The 16,911-nt window shown below is 52.6% G+C and carries 15 protein-coding genes; 9 read left to right on the plus strand and 6 right to left on the minus strand.

The window, feature by feature from the left end; all coding sequences use genetic code 11:
* Window positions 1-31 precede the first annotated feature (31 nt).
* The 3 genes from rfbA to C173_RS28160 all read left to right on the plus strand — a co-directional run bounded on the left by rfbA (window position 32) and on the right by C173_RS28160 (window position 3,794).
* Window positions 32-916 (plus strand): glucose-1-phosphate thymidylyltransferase RfbA, encoded by an 885-nt coding sequence (gene rfbA / locus C173_RS28150; RefSeq protein WP_036731496.1) that lies wholly within the window; start codon window positions 32-34, stop codon window positions 914-916.
* 274 nt (window positions 917-1,190) lie between these two features.
* The gene (locus tag C173_RS33950) at window positions 1,191-2,552 is read left to right on the plus strand and encodes a collagen-like protein (RefSeq protein ID WP_081751379.1); all 1,362 of its coding nucleotides are present in this window, start codon (window positions 1,191-1,193) and stop codon (window positions 2,550-2,552) included.
* A 108-nt stretch (window positions 2,553-2,660) separates the two neighbouring features.
* Window positions 2,661-3,794, plus strand: a complete 1,134-nt coding sequence (locus C173_RS28160) for a glycosyltransferase family 2 protein (RefSeq protein ID WP_036731498.1) — start codon at window positions 2,661-2,663, stop codon at window positions 3,792-3,794.
* A 56-nt stretch (window positions 3,795-3,850) separates the two neighbouring features.
* On the opposite strand, the gene dmpG is transcribed toward C173_RS28160, so the two are convergent.
* Genes dmpG through C173_RS28175 form a run of 3 tightly spaced genes read right to left on the minus strand, consistent with a single transcriptional unit; the run spans window position 3,851 to window position 7,526 of the window.
* Complete coding sequence (gene dmpG, locus C173_RS28165) at window positions 3,851-4,858, minus strand: 4-hydroxy-2-oxovalerate aldolase (protein ID WP_036731500.1); 1,008 nt, start codon at window positions 4,856-4,858, stop codon at window positions 3,851-3,853.
* 2 nt (window positions 4,859-4,860) lie between these two features.
* Entirely contained in the window at window positions 4,861-5,751 is an 891-nt protein-coding gene (locus C173_RS28170; RefSeq protein ID WP_036731502.1) for an acetaldehyde dehydrogenase (acetylating), read from the minus strand.
* 5 nt (window positions 5,752-5,756) lie between these two features.
* A complete protein-coding gene (locus C173_RS28175) occupies window positions 5,757-7,526 on the minus strand; it encodes a thiamine pyrophosphate-binding protein (protein WP_036731504.1) in 1,770 nt (589 codons plus the stop codon).
* A 217-nt stretch (window positions 7,527-7,743) separates the two neighbouring features.
* On the opposite strand from C173_RS28175, the gene C173_RS28180 reads away from it, so the two are divergent.
* From C173_RS28180 to C173_RS28190, 3 genes are all read left to right on the plus strand, one after another.
* A complete protein-coding gene (locus tag C173_RS28180; protein ID WP_155991671.1) occupies window positions 7,744-9,189 on the plus strand; it encodes a glycosyltransferase in 1,446 nt (481 codons plus the stop codon).
* A complete protein-coding gene (locus C173_RS28185) occupies window positions 9,186-10,130 on the plus strand; it encodes an NAD-dependent epimerase/dehydratase family protein (RefSeq protein WP_036731508.1) in 945 nt (314 codons plus the stop codon). The genes C173_RS28180 and C173_RS28185 overlap by 4 nt, the downstream gene beginning before the upstream one ends.
* A gap of 79 nt (window positions 10,131-10,209) precedes the next feature.
* Entirely contained in the window at window positions 10,210-11,652 is a 1,443-nt protein-coding gene (locus tag C173_RS28190; RefSeq protein WP_036731510.1) for an amino acid permease, read from the plus strand.
* Here C173_RS28190 and C173_RS28195 read toward each other — a convergent pair.
* Together C173_RS28195 and C173_RS28200 are read right to left on the minus strand one after the other, a co-directional pair.
* Window positions 11,649-12,260: a LysE family transporter gene (locus tag C173_RS28195; RefSeq protein WP_235192055.1), complete on the minus strand. Its 612-nt coding sequence runs from the start codon at window positions 12,258-12,260 to the stop codon at window positions 11,649-11,651. The genes C173_RS28190 and C173_RS28195 overlap by 4 nt on opposite strands.
* Before the next feature lie 143 nt (window positions 12,261-12,403).
* A complete protein-coding gene (locus C173_RS28200) occupies window positions 12,404-12,925 on the minus strand; it encodes a DUF3231 family protein (protein WP_036731512.1) in 522 nt (173 codons plus the stop codon).
* A 160-nt stretch (window positions 12,926-13,085) separates the two neighbouring features.
* Between C173_RS28200 and C173_RS28205 the strand changes: the two genes are divergently transcribed.
* From C173_RS28205 to C173_RS28215, 3 genes are all read left to right on the plus strand, one after another.
* On the plus strand, window positions 13,086-13,535 hold the full coding sequence (locus C173_RS28205; protein ID WP_036731514.1) for a CBO0543 family protein: 450 nt from the start codon (window positions 13,086-13,088) through the stop codon (window positions 13,533-13,535).
* 58 nt (window positions 13,536-13,593) lie between these two features.
* Entirely contained in the window at window positions 13,594-14,901 is a 1,308-nt protein-coding gene (locus tag C173_RS28210; RefSeq protein ID WP_051478545.1) for an MFS transporter, read from the plus strand.
* A 243-nt stretch (window positions 14,902-15,144) separates the two neighbouring features.
* Entirely contained in the window at window positions 15,145-15,801 is a 657-nt protein-coding gene (locus C173_RS28215; RefSeq protein WP_036731516.1) for a class I SAM-dependent methyltransferase, read from the plus strand.
* A gap of 49 nt (window positions 15,802-15,850) precedes the next feature.
* On the opposite strand, the gene C173_RS28220 is transcribed toward C173_RS28215, so the two are convergent.
* Entirely contained in the window at window positions 15,851-16,879 is a 1,029-nt protein-coding gene (locus C173_RS28220; protein WP_235192056.1) for an alpha/beta fold hydrolase, read from the minus strand.
* Between the last annotated feature and the right edge of the window lie 32 nt (window positions 16,880-16,911).

Genomic DNA, 16,911 nt, shown 5'->3' on the forward strand with positions numbered 1-16,911 from the left:
AGAAATGTTAAGAATTGGGGAGCGTGGATAGATGAAAGGAATTATTCTGGCGGGCGGCTCGGGGACGAGGCTGCATCCGTTAACGAAGTCGATCTCCAAGCAGATCCTTCCGGTGTACGACAAACCTATGATTTACTATCCGCTATCTGTCTTGATGCTGGCAGGCATCCGGGAGATTCTGATCATCTCGACCGAAAGAGATGTCCGATTATTCCAGGACCTTCTGGGCACCGGCGAACAGCTCGGACTATCCTTTCAATATGCGGTGCAGGAACAGCCGCGGGGGCTTGCAGAGGCATTCCTGATCGGGGAGGAATTCATTGGTGCGGATCATGTGTGTATGATTCTGGGGGATAACATTTTCTATGGACAGAGCTTCAGCTCTATTCTGGAGAGAACCGTCCGGCGGCGGGAAGGTGCCACGATCTTCGGCTGCCATGTGCAGGATCCTTCCGCCTACGGCGTTGTGGAATTTGATAACATGGGTCGAGTGGTTGCACTGGAAGAGAAGCCGCTGTATCCCCGTTCTCATTATGCAGTGCCGGGCTTGTACTTCTATGACCGGCAGGTCGTGGAGATTGCAAGACACATTAAGCCTTCGCGGCGCGGTGAAATCGAGATTACGGATGTTAACCAGGAATATTTAAACAGAGGGCAACTCAATGTGGAGGTGTTCGGCCGGGGGATGGCTTGGCTGGATACCGGGACGCCGGATTCGCTGCTGGAGGCCGCTAATCTGGTCGAGACCGTCCAGAAGCGGCAAGGGCTCTACGTGGCCTGCATCGAAGAGATTGCCTTCAATAAAGGCTACATCACCAGAGAGCAACTGCTGGAGCTAGCCCGGCCGCTGCGTAAGCTGACCTACGGACAATACTTGTCCAGCATAGCAGAAGAATCTCTTGTTGAGGGTAGCTGAGATTCATGAACAGCGCAGAAGAGAATGTTCCAGCTTGACTGACGTACACATTCTGGACTTGGAGCATATATTGGTATTCACAGAGCAGAGGAGAATTGGTGGATGGTGATGAAGCCCATTCTGATGAGTTCATCCACTAAGTCCACACCAAACCTGTACACTTGAATACTACTATATTAATCATTAAGTATGCTGCTGACCGGGGTTGTCCGTTGAGCATTATTCCCTGCGCATACTGGAATGAAATCCAAATCTGTAAGGATGTGACCATGTAATGGCTTTTTTATCAACAGGACCTATTGAGAATAATCCTGTGAACGGAGTGAGACCTACTCAGCAGGTTACAGTCAAAATTGATAACCGCAGCGAGGCTTCTGCGTACTCATTAACCATTCAGGGTTATCAATTGACCGGCGGAACGAGAGTGATGTACGTAAGCGAATTACTCAATGTTGCAGCGAACCAGGTAATCACGAAGAATTACTATGCCGACGTCAATGCTTATGAATTCACATTTATTACATCACCGAATTCATCGGAGGAAGTTGAGCCGGTGCAGATCTCGCTATGGGGCAAGAACGCAGCGGGTCAATTGGTAACGGCACACCGTTTAGTATCGGAAGAATTGTTAGGGGCAGACAGAGGTGGTAGTGGCGGCGGAGCCACAGGTCCGGCGGGAGCAACAGGCCCGGCAGGAGAGAGAGGCCCGGCAGGATTACCAGGGGCGCCAGGAGAAGCTGGACCAGCAGGACCTACCGGACCTACCGGGCAAGGGGGAGGAGAATCAGGAGCCACAGGAGCCACAGGAGCCTCAGGACCTACAGGAACAACAGGAGAACCTGGACCTACAGGAACTACAGGATTCCAAGGCCCCCAAGGAACCACAGGGCCCGGAGGAGGAGCTCGGGGAGACACAGGTCTTACAGGAGCTACCGGAGTCACGGGTCTTACTGGGGAAACGGGAGCCACAGGAGCTACCGGAGTCACGGGTCTTACTGGGGAAACGGGAGCCACAGGAGCTACCGGAGTCACGGGTCTTACCGGGGAAACGGGAGCCACAGGAGCCACCGGGGTCACGGGTCTTACCGGGGAAACGGGAGCTACAGGGCTTACAGGAATGACAGGAGTCACAGGAACGACTGGTCCTGTATTAGCAGGTGAAGGCTTCTCGGTATTTCTGCCAACCTTGGTGACAGGCACCACGGCCACGTTTGTTGGCTGGGAAGAAACGTCGCCGTATTACGGCAATGCGGCATTCGATGCAGTTTTGGGTGAATACACCGTTCCAGAAGCAGGTAGGTACTCTATTGAAGCTACAATTAACTTTGCTTTTGATGCTGCGGTCACCACAGCGTTAGGTGCAGATGTGAATCCGTCATTAGTGGTCCAAAAAACTACGCCAGCTCCAGCTATAGATCTGGTCACCGGATTATTACCGGTACTGGATGTGGCTGTCGCCGGAACTTTAACCCTTAGAACACTTCTTAGAAGCGGTACTGTTACCTTAGCAGGTGAAGTGGAGCTTGCGGCAAATGATGTGATCAGCCTCATCTATCAGCCAGATGGATTGGCGCTTAATTTGGATTTAGGTGCTACAGATCCAGGTGTTGTATGGTCTGTTCACAGATTAACCTGATCCTGAAAGGAACCTGCTTTATTTTGCAGCGAGCTTAAGGGCCATCCTTTGCGGGATGGTTTCTTTTTTATATTTTTGTATATCGAATCATTCTCAGGAGGCGGGGAGATGGAAGCAGAACAGGAAGGTCTGTTCAGTCTGTGTATGATTGTGAAGAACGAAGAAGCTGTGTTAGGACGTTGTCTGGACTCGGTCAGAGACCTGATGGATGAGATCATTATTGTGGATACGGGATCGACGGACAGGACTGTCACTGTGGCAGGCTGGTATACAGAGAAGGTGTTCACTTATCCGTGGGATGAGGATTTCGCAGCGGCCCGCAACTATTCCTTTGAACAGGCGACGATGCCTTACGTGTTCTGGATGGATGCCGATGAGCTTCTGGCCGCACCTGAAGCGGAGAAACTGGCCCGCTTGAAACGGCAACTGAAGGAGGAACAAGCCGGTGTAGAGGTGATCTTGATGGGAAGCCGGCTATTTCCACAGCCCTCCCAAGCGGGTTCCGCTTTAGTAGTGGTCCATTCGGAATATCGTCCCCGGATTGTCAGAAGCGGGCAGCATTTCCAGTGGCATGGGCGTGTCCACGAGGAACTGGATATTGGAGCAGGCGCTTCCATGAACACGGATATTTACATGGACCATCGTCCATCCGCTGTTCATACGGAACGCAACCTGCAGATTCTGAAGCGCTGGATCGCTGAGGAAGGCAAGGCTGAAGGAAGGCTGCTCTTTCACTATGCGAATGAATGCTTCGAGACACGGGACTATCAAGCTGCGGCGACTTCCTATGAAGAGTTGCTGAAGGAACCAAACGGCTGCAAAGATGAACGGATTACAGCTTGTCTGCGGCTGTCCGAATGTTACCGGGAGCTGGGGGAAGCGGGGCTCAGGCTGAATAGCCTCTTCCGCTCCTTCAGCTACGGGCTACCCCAGGCGGATGTCTGCTGCGGTGTCGCCGGATTCTTCGAGGAGCGCAGAGAGTGGGAGAGTGCAATCTACTGGTATCTCCAGGCGATCGCCCGGCAGACAGCAGGACCGGGGAACCGTCCTGTCTCCCAAGCTTATTATACCTGGCTACCTCATGTCTTGGTCAGCCGCTGCTGCGCCGCTGCAAGAGAATGGAAGCAGGCCTGGCAGCATAATGAGCAGGCCTTGGCTTACCTGCCGGGTAATCAGGTCTTGCTTGGCCAAAGAAGCGAATTGCAGAAGGTGCTGGAAGAAAGACGGGGCAGGTCAGAGTAATGCAGAAGCAGGCAGCCGTGGGTTACAACTGCCTGCTTTATTGTATTTATTGAAGCTCAAGGGAAGTCATGTCGCGCTAAGGTCAGCGCTGCCTCAAGAATCAGATCCTCCTGACCGGCCACGACCTTCCGGCGTCCAAGCTCGACCATGACCGCCTTGGGATCAACATTGTACTCCTTGGCAATCCGTTCCACCGGCTTCACGAAGCCGGAGAACACACCGGCCATACCGCTTACGATACTCATGCTGCCGAGTTTGGGCGCTTTGGCGAAGGCACTCTCTGCTTGCTCTGCCAGCTCAAGCAGCGCATAGAGCTCAATTCCTGTGTCCCAGCCGGATTGATGAAGCGCTCCAACCAGCACCTCCAGCTGCGCATTGCCGGCCCCGGCGCCGAAACCGCGTGCTGTGCCGTCAAGGATGGAGGCTCCCGCCTCGGCGGCAGCCAGTGAGTTGCCGATTGCCAGGCCCAGATTGTTATGAGCATGGAAGCCCACAGGGATGTCAAGGATGCTGCGCAAATACTGAATCTTTCCGGTGACATCCTTGGGCAGATAAGCACCTGCCGAATCCATCAGAATGACGGCTTGTGCTCCGTAGCTCTGCATCTTAAGAGCTTCGATGCTCAGCACCTCAGCGGGAGCCATATGAGACATCATAAGAACACCGTAAGCGGTCCGGTTCTGTCCGCGCACATATTCGATATGGCGTTTTGTCAGATCTGCCTCTGTGCAATGGGAGGCGACACGCACGATATCGACTCCCAGATCCAGGGCAGCCCGCAGATCGCGGTTAATTGTAGCGAACCCTGGAATGACATGGATCGATAACAGCGTGTGCCGGAGATTGCTTCTGCAGATGGACAGCATCTCTTCATCAGACAGCAGACTTTCACCAAGCTGAAGAGAGGAGGCACCGAGGCCGTTGCCATGTCCGACCTCCAGCACTGCTAGCCCTGCCTTCTCTGCCATCCGGGAATAAAGATCCAGATTCTCCCGGGTCAACTGATGCTTCACAGCATGGGAGCCGTCCCTAAGCGTAGGGTCGCTAATGATAAGTGGGAGCATGATCATTCTCCTTTGCACACAATAAGCGAGCGTCTGGCATATTCTTCTGCCAGGGCGATCGCCGCGCAATTAATAATATCCAGATTTCCGGCATAGGTGGGAAGGAAGTCGCCAAGTCCCTGGACCTTGACCATCATGGCGATTCTGCCGTTCTCAATGACCGGAGGTACAATAATCTGATAGCCTGGGACATAGTGTTGAATTCGGGTGGCCATTTCCTCTACTGCCTTGCTAAGACTATCCATATCTGGTTCAGGAACAACGGCGAAGAGTGTAGTCTGCATATCTATACTGGGAATGGCAGGGTTCAGATTAAGGATGGCCTTGGCCCGCCTGCAGCCGGTATAGCTGCGGAGAGCATCCTCAGTAGCTCCAATATATTCATCCAGGTTAATTCTTGTGGCAGGTCCTGCGCTCAGAGAGGCGATGCTTGATACAACCTCTATATACGATAACTCCTTTTGGGACTGGGCAATAGCATAGGCTAGCGGCACGGAAGCCTGGCCGCCGCAGGTGATCATATTTACATCGTTACTGTCCAGACATTCCTGCAGATTCACAGCCGGGATACACGTTGTCCCTAGCTGCGAGGGTGTCATATCGATCACGAACTTGCCCAGTTCCTTCAGCAAGGGATAATGACGGATGTGGGCGGCGGCAGAGGTAGCATCGATAACAATGTCGCAGCATCCGGGATTGTCCAGAATGGCATTGATGCCTCTGTCGGATACCTGTACGCCAAGCTCCCTGGCAAGCTGAAGTCCTCTGGAATCCGGGTTTCTCCCTGAGAAGAGGGAACATGTCAAGGACTCGGAGCGCAGAACTTTGATAAGCAGGTCTGTCCCGATATTGCCGCTTCCCAGAATGGCAACGTTCAGCTGATTCGTGCGCATGGCAGTCACTCCAAGCAATTAGATTGGTATTCATCCCTCGGCAGAAAAGGGAACATATCATCGTAAGCTGTAGATATCATCGTTCCATCCTCCAGCTGACGGGAGGATACACGCGGAATGAGCAGTTGATCGGTTGGTGTCATAATCTCACAGATCATCGGCCCCGGGTGGCGGAACAGCTCGTTAAGCTGATCATCCAGGTGGTCAAGCTGTGAGATTCTCAGATAGCCTAAGTCAAACGTCTCGGCAAGCCGCTCGAATGGAACGAAGCTTACCCCGGAATCCGGTCCTTCCCCCAGATAACGCCCGCCCATGAAGTTGGACTGGGTATGGCGGATCAGCAGATAACCGCCATTATTGATCAGAATGAACTTCACAGGCAGCCGATGATGACGGATGGTCTGCAATTCCTGCAGATTCATCTGAAACGATCCGTCACCTGTAATACAGAAGACCTCTCTTCGGCCAGCGGCTACCGATGCACCTATGGCACCGGGCGTATAACCCATAGTGGATAATCCGCCTGTGATGATATGCCGTTGCCCGGCTTTGACTTTGAAGGCCTGGGCATGGACATGGAAGCAGGAGCCGGTGTCAACTACGAAGAGGGCATCCTCTGGTGCGAGCTCTGAGAACCGGGTCATGAAGCGGTAGGAATTGATGCCGCTGCTGTCATCGTCATATTCAGGCAAGTCAACAGGGTAACGCTGCTTCCAGTATTGTGTCTGCCGGACCCACCCGGTATAAGAGGCTTCTCCGTCCCATAACGCAGTGAGCCTTATGAAGAAATTGCGGGCTTCTCCCTGCACCGGAATGTCAGGAATAACCGAGGGCTTATTCAATTCCCTGGCATCAATATCCACATGGATTTTGAAGGCATTCTTGGCAAAGTCGGCAAAATCATAACCGACCAGCCCGATCCCAAGCCGGCAGCCCACGGTTAGCAGAAGATCACAATTCTGTACCGTAAAATTCGCTGGCCGGTCACCGTATGTACCGGGACGGCCGACAAACAGGGGATGATCATGATCCATCAGGTCCATTCCCAGACGGGAGGTCAGTACGGGAATGCCGGTAGCTTCCGCGAATGCATGCAGCGCTTCTACCGCATCTCCATGCCGGACGCCTGCACCTGCCAGCAGACAAGGCCGCTTGCTGCGCTTCAGCGCAGCAAGAACCTGATCAAGCTCAGCATCTGTGATCTCGTGTACCTTGGCTATTGGTTCTGTGAATCCCGGGAAGTCATCCGGGTCAAAGGCTGCGCCTTGCAGATCCACCGGCACCTCCAGATAGACCGGACCTACCCGGCCGTTCTTGGCGAGATAGATGCATTTCTCCACTTCATAACGGACTTGTGAGAGGTCCTCCAGCCTGACAGCATATTTGGTAATCTGGCGAAAAATATCCAGAGAATCGAAGCCTTGCAGAGCGAATTGCCGCGGTCCTTTCACCTGGGCAAGCGCAACCTTGGAATTCCCACCAACTACAATCATTGGGGAAGAATCGACATAAGCTCCGGTTATGCCTGTAATGGTATTCAGCGCTCCAGGCCCTGCGGTAACGTAAGCGACGCCAAGCTTGCCGGTCATCCTTCCGTAAGCCTCAGCGGCCATTGCGGCAGCCTGCTCGTGGTGACAGCAGACATATTCCTGCTTGCCATGCTGGTAGAGCGCATCGGTCAGATGCATAATCATTCCCCCGGTGACCAGGAATACGGTCTCCCCGCCTTCATCATATAAAGAGTGCGTGATATAATCCGCAACCCTCATTCTCATTTATGCTTCCTCCTTCCTGAAACACAGCCATACCCATAGCATGCCGGCTTCACTTGACTTGATAAGCCTATTTATATGCGGATTTTGCGGGAATAGGTCCATAAGATTCACTTCATCCGGATTTTCTCCTGGACCTGACGGTTCAGATGGACTCATAACTTGTGCAGTTAGTGAATAACGTATATGTAAATGTCTTAATGAAAAAGGGGCTATTCTCTTGAACAATCCACCATCACTTCTGAAGGAGACGGGTTACATATCGAATCCATCCAGCGTTTCAATAGGTAGAAATGTCACGGTGCAAGGCGGGTATTACTGGAACATTCATGAACCGGCTTCGGGCAATACTCCCCAACTTACAATCAGGGATGGGAGCCGGTTAGAGACAGGTTTGCATGTGCAGTGCAGCCATAAAGTCCATATAGGCCGGAATGTGATGATTGGGCCTTATGTCAGCTTGACGGACTCTGTAGCGGCTTCAGTCAGACCAGGTTATCCAGGCTGGGCACAAGCGACAGATGTTCTTAAAACCAGCGGGGAACTGATAGTGGGCGATGGAAGCGTAATCGGTGCACACGCTGTAATTGACGGACCGGTCAAGATCGGGAAATTCAGTATTATTGAGCCTAACAGTGTTGTTGTGGATCATGTTCCAAGCTTTTGCAGAGTCTCGGGTAATCCGGCTGTTGTTACACAAGTATTCGTTCCTGAGTTACTGGAGTGGGTTAAAGTGAACAGTGATACGGAGAGAGAGTCCGCACTTGCCCGCCGCACAGAACATCCACTGCTGTCGATCGTGATTCCGACCTACAATCGCGTACATCATCTTGGCAATAATCTGCAATCCATCTATAATCAGGTCTCCGATGAGGATCTAGTTGAAGTAGTGGTGTCAGATAATGCATCGCCAGATAATACACAGGAGGTAGGCCGTGTATACACTAACCTATTCTCCAGTTTTCGTTACAGCCGCAATGAACAGAATATCGGTGGCGACTTGAACATCGCTTATGTCAGTACGCTGGCTAATGGCAGCTTCATTAAACTACAGGGAGACGATGATTACTGGCTGGATGGAGCGCTGATTGATTTCATCGGAATTCTTCTGGAGCATTTGGATTGTGCGCTGATTCATACGATGCCATTTCATCCTGATAACCGGGTTTATACTTTAGAGGGCGGTGACTTATTCCTGGCTCATACGAGTAATAATGCAATGCAGATTTCCATGAATACTATGAAAAAATCCGTGTGGGATCAAATTGAGGATAAAAGCAAATATGCTTATACAAGTATTAATCAAATCTACTGGTTCTATGAAATTCTAATTCTTGATCCTAAGTTTTGCATTATCAATCGTAATTTTTATCTTTACGCAGGAATAATTCCGGAGGGATACAACGTAGGTGAGGTATGTATTAAACATTTCCTGGATGCATTACACCATTATGAAGGCCGTACCTTGAAGAGTGAGACCATTCAAGAGGAAAAAAAGAAACGCTTCTACAATGTGATTCTACCGTTGTACGGAACAATTGTTAGAAATAGATTTGCCAGTGATGTGTCTAACCTTGAGCAGTATTACACGGACTATTATGCGAATGAAGATTATTATGAGGATGGCCTGCTGAAGCTGCGGGAGATTTCGGTGATGCGGCCATGATAAACAATAAGCGTAAGACTATTGCCATTCTAGGAGCCACGGGTCATATCGCCAAGAACCTGATTCTCGGTCTTGCAGCGGCGCAGGAATATGAATTGTATTTATTCTCACGGTCCAGGGAGAGAATGGTCCTTTTCCTGACGGAGAACCAGCTTCAGGAGCGTGTTAAGCTCTGTGAATACAATGAATTTGCACGAACGGCGGACTATGATGTCATTATTAACGGGGTGGGAATTGGAGATCCGCAGAACCTGGTTCAACATCCGTTCCAGGTCTTTCAGATTACTGAGCAATACGACAATCTGATTCTGGACTATCTGCACAAGAATCCGGCTGCTATATACATCAATCTGAGCAGTGGGGCGGTATACGGGTCTGAATTTGATCAGCCTGCTACGGACGGGAAATGGCTTAAGCTTGATCCCAACCATCTGTCCGCTCAGGAATTTTATGGGATTACCAAGCTGAACATGGAGGCCAAACACAGAAGTCTGAGCCAGCACCGCATTGTGGACTTAAGGGTCTTCGGTATTTTTAGCGCGTTCATTGATTTGAACTCCCGTTATTTGCTGACGGATATTATTCACCACCTTAGAAAGGGAGAGATACTGCACACCTCACCGGACAACATCGTTAGGGACTATGTGCATCCCGAGGATTTGATCCAGCTTATCAAGCTGTGTATGAGGGAAGAGGTAGGGAATGAGGTATATGATGTGTTTTCACTAAAGCCTGCGGCGAAGTTTGAGATTCTGGATTACTTTGCAGATCACTACGGGCTTAGGTATGAAATAGAAGATAACTCTTCCTATAACTCGATAACCGGCTCCAAGAATAACTATTATTCACTTAACCATAGTGCCACCCAAATAGGCTACCTGCCCCGTTACACCTCACTTCAGAGCATACAGACCGGTTACAGGCATCTGTCCCGAAATTAAATTCATGAATTCCCGCCCTTAGGGAATTATAGAATTCTTAGAGACCTCTCTAATTCTGAACACGATAAGGACGGAATTCATGAAGCAGACTTCTGAATCAACGGGCAATGAGAAGAAACTGAAGTGGTGGCAGCTCAGCCTGCTCGGTATTGCGGGGACGATTGGCACGGGGTACTTCCTCGGTTCGGGGCTGGCGATATCTATGGGCGGGCCGGCGGTGCTGCTGGCTTATCTGCTTGCGGCGGCGGGAACGTATGCCGTCTTCGATGCGCTGGCGCGGATGACGGCGGCACAGCCGGAGCAAGGCTCCTTCCGCTCCTATGCCAAGCAGGCCTTCGGCAACTGGGCGGGGTTCGGCAGCGGCTGGTTATACTGGTTCTCGGAGCTGCTGATTATGGGCAGCCAGCTTACGGCGCTGTCGATCTTCTCGCGGTTCTGGTTCCCGGGCGTGCCGATGTGGATATTTGCAGCCGGGTATGCGGTGGTCGCGCTGGGGATTGTATTCTTCGGCAACAAAGGCTTCGACCGGGTGGAGAACGTGCTGGCCGTCATCAAGGTGGCGGCTATTCTTATGTTCCTGGTGATTGCGGCCCTGCTTCTGGCAGGCTGGATTGGCGGTGGCAAGTTCACTCCGAAGGTGCCAATGAGCTATAAGGCATTGTTCCCGTCAGGGGGCATCGGGTTATGGTCCGCCTTCATCTTCGCCTTCTATGCCTATGGCGGGATCGAGGTGCTGGGAATTATGTCTTACCGGCTCCAGAAGCCGGAGGAAGCGCCGAAGGCGGGGAAGGTGATGCTGCTGGGGCTGGGAACGGTATACATCTTGTCCATTGGACTGGCGGTGATTATGGTGCCGCTTAGTGCTTTTAACCCGAAGGAGAGTCCGTTTGTGCTGGCCCTGCGCAGCGACCATCTGGCCTTCGTGCCCCATCTGTTCAACGGCGTGCTGATCATTGCAGGGTTCTCTACGATGACTGCGTCGCTGTATGCGATTACCTCGATGATGCTTACGCTGGCCCAGGAGGGGGATGCGCCCAAGGTGTTCTCCAGGAAGTGGAAGGACAAGTATCCGCTGCTGGCGCTGTGCCTGATCGCGGGCGGTCTGACGGGGGCTGTAATTATGGCACTGCTGCTGCCGGGAAAAGTGTACGAATACATCACCACCGCCGCCGGGCTGATGATTCTCTATAACTGGGCCTTCATCCTGCTCTCCTCGGGCAAGCTGTTGAAGCCAAGTACGCTCAGCGGCGTGAAGCGCTGGAGCGGGCTGGTGCTGATTCTGGCTGCGGTCAGCGGAACGCTGTTCCATAAGCTCAGCCGTCCGGGCTTCTATATCAGTCTGCTGATCGTAGCCTTAATTGCGCTAAGCGACTGGATACTCCAGCATTACCGCAATAAGCACAAGCAAGAGGGAGCAGGGGATGAACAGCGCCCAGAAGCGCATACGGGAAGCTTCCATTCCTTGCCGGGAGGACCCGGCTTCCGGATTAAGGGCATCCGGCTGCGGAAGAACAAGATCTAATGAGAGAACAGCAGCCGGGCCGCCTGAATCCCGAAATAGAAGCCGAAGCCGACCAGCGACAGGCCGGACAAGACAGAGATCGCCTTCAGTACCCGCCGGGTCAGGAAAGTGCGGAACAGGCTGGAGGCTGCCGCCATCGTCACATCCCAGAGCACAATGCCGAGGACAATGGCCCCGCTGTAGACCAATAACTGCTGCATCGGATACGCATTGACGGCCTTGGCTAAGATAGAGCCATAGATTCCCAGCCAGAACAGGATGGAGAGGGGATTAAACAGCGACATGAGGAATCCCGACACGAAGGATCTGGACAGCGAAGCTCCGCTTCCGCGCACCTCTGCTGCTGAGAGTTCGCCCGAATGCATGATGCTCTCCACGCCGCTGTAGACCAGCACGAAGAAGCCGAACAGCCACAGGAAGGCCTTGACGAACGGGGCATCCAGCAGATGAATTATGCCGAAATAAACAAGCAACATGTAGATAATATCGGCGCTGATGGCCCCAAGACCCACCACCCATGCCGGCAGGAAGCCTCCGCGCAGCCCCTTGTCCAATTGGGCGGCGTTAATAGGCCCGATGGGGGCTGACAGGGATAACCCGAGAACCATATAACCTATGAATATGTTAATGTTGTCCTCCTCCTTTTTATAATTAGCATATTCCGCAGAAGGCAATAATAGGACAACCAGACCTGAAGAAGGCCCGCGAAGAATCGCGGGCCTCTTGCTTTACAGATGCTGGAGCTGCTGCGTTACGCGTGGACCGTTTCAGGTCTCTTGACCAGCAGCGGCGGGGGAACCAGCCAGCCTTTTTTCTTCAGCAGATGCAGGTTCTTCAGGCCGATGGCCGCCTTGGTCAGATGATATTTGGCGAACAATGCGCCGATATCCTCACGGATGGACTGACCCATCGCCTGGCTGCACGCTACCATCCCAACCGCCAGACTGGCTGCAACCATGGCTGCAATCTCAGGGTCCGTGAACCGTGCGCCCACCGGAATATCCTCCAGTCTCGCTTCAGGCCGGTTCGGGAGTGCCGGAGCAGCAGCAATGCCCTGCTCTGCAAGCAGCGAGTCGCATTCGCTGATCTCCAGCTCCGCCTGGTCGATCATGGCGGCCAGAATTTTTTTTAGGTCGCTGTCCCCGGCGTGATACATATGAGCTCTGTAGCCGGATAAAGCACCCTTTGCTGCCATTGAGGTCTCCCACAGGGTAAAGATCTCTCCATAATGCATCGGCTCTTCCTTGGGGTTGCCGCCTAGAATTCCTGTCATAGGTAAGCTCCTTTACGGTTGGATTTGAACATGGAGTAGCATGTCCCGCAGGAAACGGAGATATTACAGTGCGAGGTTGTGACTTTGTTTACACGGATAAAAGGCTGACTGTCATGCCATAATAAGCAGATGTGAAGTCAGGGTGGAGGAATAGAAGCTTATGCTTATTAATGTGATCATCGGCTGGATCATTCCCTGGTGTATCGGCAGTTATTTTCTCAGAAAAGACAGCGCAGTCATCCTTCATATCGCACCGATTGCCAGTGTAATCGCCTTTGCATTCGATGAGATCGGGTACCATATGAAGTGGTGGAGTATCACCCCGACCGGACCTGGAGTTATTTCGTATCTTCCATATAATCTGGGGGTATTTCCGGTGATCTCCTGTCTGCTCATCTATACGGTGAGGAGGACATCCCTGAATCCGCTGCTGCTGATCCTGCTCTTTACGTGCGGCAAAACCTTGTTTGAGTTCTGTTTGGTCATTAGCGGCAAAGTGAGGTATGATCACGGCTGGAACCTGGGCTGGACGTCCATATCGTATGTACTGGCCTGTTCGTTGTGCTACGGCTGGTATCTGATGATTAAAGGCAGGTCCCAAGGGGTATAAATACAGCCGTTAGACCGACAATAAGCAGGATGCGAATATAAAAGAAGGTGGTTCGTCCATGAAGGGGTCAAAAGAATCCCAAGGGGAAAAGGGTTCAAAAGGGGCGCTAATCGCGCTCGCCTCCATCCCGCTGATTATGACACTGGGCAATTCGATGCTGTTGCCGATTCTGCCCCAGATCTCGAAGGAGCTGGGGGTGAGCGCTTTTGGGGTCAGTATGATCATCACGGTCTATGGCCTGATCGCCATCCTGATGATCCCGGTCGCCGGCTATTTATCGGACCGCTTCGGGCGCAAAAAAGTGATTCTGCCCAGCCTGATCCTGGCCGCCCTGGGCGGTGCCGGATGTGTGGCCGCTGCCTGGTTCTTCACAGGAGTGACGGCTTACTGGATCATTCTTGCCGGACGTTTCGTCCAAGGGATCGGTGCCGCAGGCGCTTTTCCCATTGTCATTCCCTTCGTGGGTGATCTGTTCAAGGATGAGAAGGAGGTGAGTAAAGGGCTCGGAATTATTGAGACCTCCAATACCTTCGGAAAAGTGGTAAGCCCGATCCTGGGTGCTTATCTGGGGACACTGCTATGGTATGCGCCGTTTATCGCCATTCCTGTGCTATGTCTGATCTCTTGTATTCTTGTGATCTTCCTCGTTAAGAAGCCCGAGGCGGAGGAGGAAGCGGAGAAGTCCAGCTTGAAGGAATTCCTGGACGGTATTAAGAGCGTATTGCATGAGAAGGGCCGCTGGCTGTACGCGATCTTCGCTATCGGCGGCATCTGTATGTTCGCCACCTTCGGGGTACTGTTCTATCTATCTGAGATCCTCGAATCGAGATATAACCTGCACGGGGCCTATAAAGGCTTTGTACTGGCCATTCCGCTTGCTTTGCTATGTCTGGCCTCTTACGGAAGCGGTAAGATCATCGGCAAAAACAAGCTGCTCATGAAATGGCTCGGCTTCGGCGGCATGGCCTTACTGACGGCTGCCACGCTGATTACCGGCTTCAATGAGAACATCTATTACATGGTCGGGTTCCTGAGTCTAAGCGGAATCGGGATCGGGGTGGTCCTGCCCTGCATGGATGCGCTGATTACCGAAGGTATCGAGAAGGAGAACCGGGGCACGATTACTTCCCTCTACAGCAGTATGAGATTCATCGGGGTCGCGCTGGGCCCGCCGGTGGTGTCCCTCTTGATGAACCGGGGACATTGGACTCTGTTCTTCACCATGGCGGGCGTCGGGGCCGTCGGCGGGCTGTTGAGCTTCTTCGCGGTAAGACCCAGCAAGGAGGATTCCGAAGGGGAAGGCCGGACAGAGCGGAATTCGTTCAAGCCGAAGAAGGGAAGTCCGCTACGGCAGCGTGCGCGGTAGGAAAGTTATACAGCAAATAAGGGGCGTCCCAAGCGGGAGGCACCTTATTTGCTCTTTTACATACGAATGCCGGCTATCTCGCAATCCTGTGAAAATAATACACTTTTGCTCCGGCCGGAAAGCGAGCGGAATTCACGGATTTTGCGGATCAGCTTTAATCAAATCCGTATCTCTCTGAATAGACTAACTTATATAAGAAATTATCATAGCAAGAGCCGACAGAGATTTTAGGAGGGCACCTATGTGAATGGATGGAACAGCAGCAGACCTGTGTTTGAGACGGATGAGCGGGGGATACATCTGAATACCGCTTGGGAAGGGCATCGCAGATTCGGCTATGACTTGGTCTGTCATATGCAGCCGAACCGGGTGGTGGAGTTAGGAACTTATTATGGAGCTTCTCACTTCGCCTTCTGCCAGGCCGTCAAGGATCATGGGCTTGCAACGGAATGTTATGCAGTCGATACGTGGCTAGGCGACCAGCATTCGGGATTGTACGATGAATCCTGTTATCAATCTGTGCTATCCTCGTCGGCCACCTATTACCCCGGGATCTCCCATCTGCTGCGCATGACCTTCGACGAGGCATTGCTTCAATTTGCAGACCGAAGCATTGACCTTCTGCATATTGACGGTCTTCATACTTATGAGGCGGTCAAGCATGATTATGAGTCATGGCTGCCGAAGCTGGCGGATAACGGCGTTATTCTGTTCCATGATATTGCGGCTATGCAAGACGACTTCGGCGTATACCGCTACTGGGAAGATCTACAGATGCAGTACTATGCATTACAATTCGAGCATAGCTATGGACTTGGCGTTCTGATGCCCAAGGGCTGCTCCCCGGTAACCTTGCACATGCACGCTAACTGGAATGTAATCAAGCCGCTGTATCCTTAATGAATACAGCATGAATTATCCTGCTGAATACAATTTGCTTCAATCAAGGTCACTTCCCTGCGGCGAGCATCCTGCGGATGGTCTGGACGACCAGCTCCGGCTGGTCATGAATGACCATATGCCCGCTCTTCTCGGCGACAATAAGCTCACTATTGGAAGAGAGCTTCAGCATGTTACGCTGGCCCTCCTGCAAGATAGCTTCGAGCTGTCGGCCCGCTTCTTCGGAAACCCCGAAGGATGCGTAATCCTGGGGCAAGCCCCGGGCGATCACCTTGACCGGAAGCGAGCCGAAGCTCTGTCCACGGATTGCATCCTCGGTTGAGCTGGCCAGGGCGGCTTCCTGCTCCTTGGCGGCAAAATAGCTTGGCGTGGATATGACGTTAATGAATTCCCCGCGGTCTTGCTCGGCAACCAGGCCTTCCAGGAGCTGATTCTGGAACAGCCGAAGCGCACCGGAGCGCTTGAGCAGGCTCAGCAGGGAGGCACTGGGGTTGCCGGCAAACTTCTCGGCGGCCAGAATCGGCTTCGTCTCGCGATCGTCATTCTCGGGTCTGGCATCAATAAGCACCAGCCCGGTCACTTCCTCCGGGTACGTCTGCGTGAACAGCCGGGCGTACATGCCGCCAAGGGAATGGCCGACCATCAGGTACGGGCCGGGAACGTCTGCATTCTTAAGGGCGGTGTGCAGCTCGTTCACAATATTGGCGCCTGAGCGTTCCGTATCCGCCTGCTCGCTCCAGGCATACCCGGCACGGTCGTAAGTGACCACGGTGGCATGTGCAGCTAACTGTTCAGGGATATCTCTCCACGACAGGCTGGTTTCGCCGCTGCCTGCTTCCAGAATGATAGCGGGTGCTCCCGCTCCTAACTGGCGAATGTGGAGGTTATAGCCTCCGGCATCCACCAGTTGACCTGGTGCAGGATAGCCTTTACGGGCGGAGCTGGAAGCAATGGCTTCATACAGGAAGCCCGACCCTGCGATAAGAACAAATGCAGATACAAGGATTAATATGATCTTGAACAGCCTGCTCCGCAATTTGCGGGAGCCTGGACGCTTGACAGGGACTGGATTTTTCACGTTGGCTAATGACTCTCCTTTTTAATACAATT

Origin of the sequence: Paenibacillus sp. FSL R7-277 (genome assembly GCF_000517965.1) — a bacterium.
Classification (GTDB): Bacteria; Bacillota; Bacilli; order Paenibacillales; family Paenibacillaceae; genus Paenibacillus_AQ; species Paenibacillus_AQ silagei.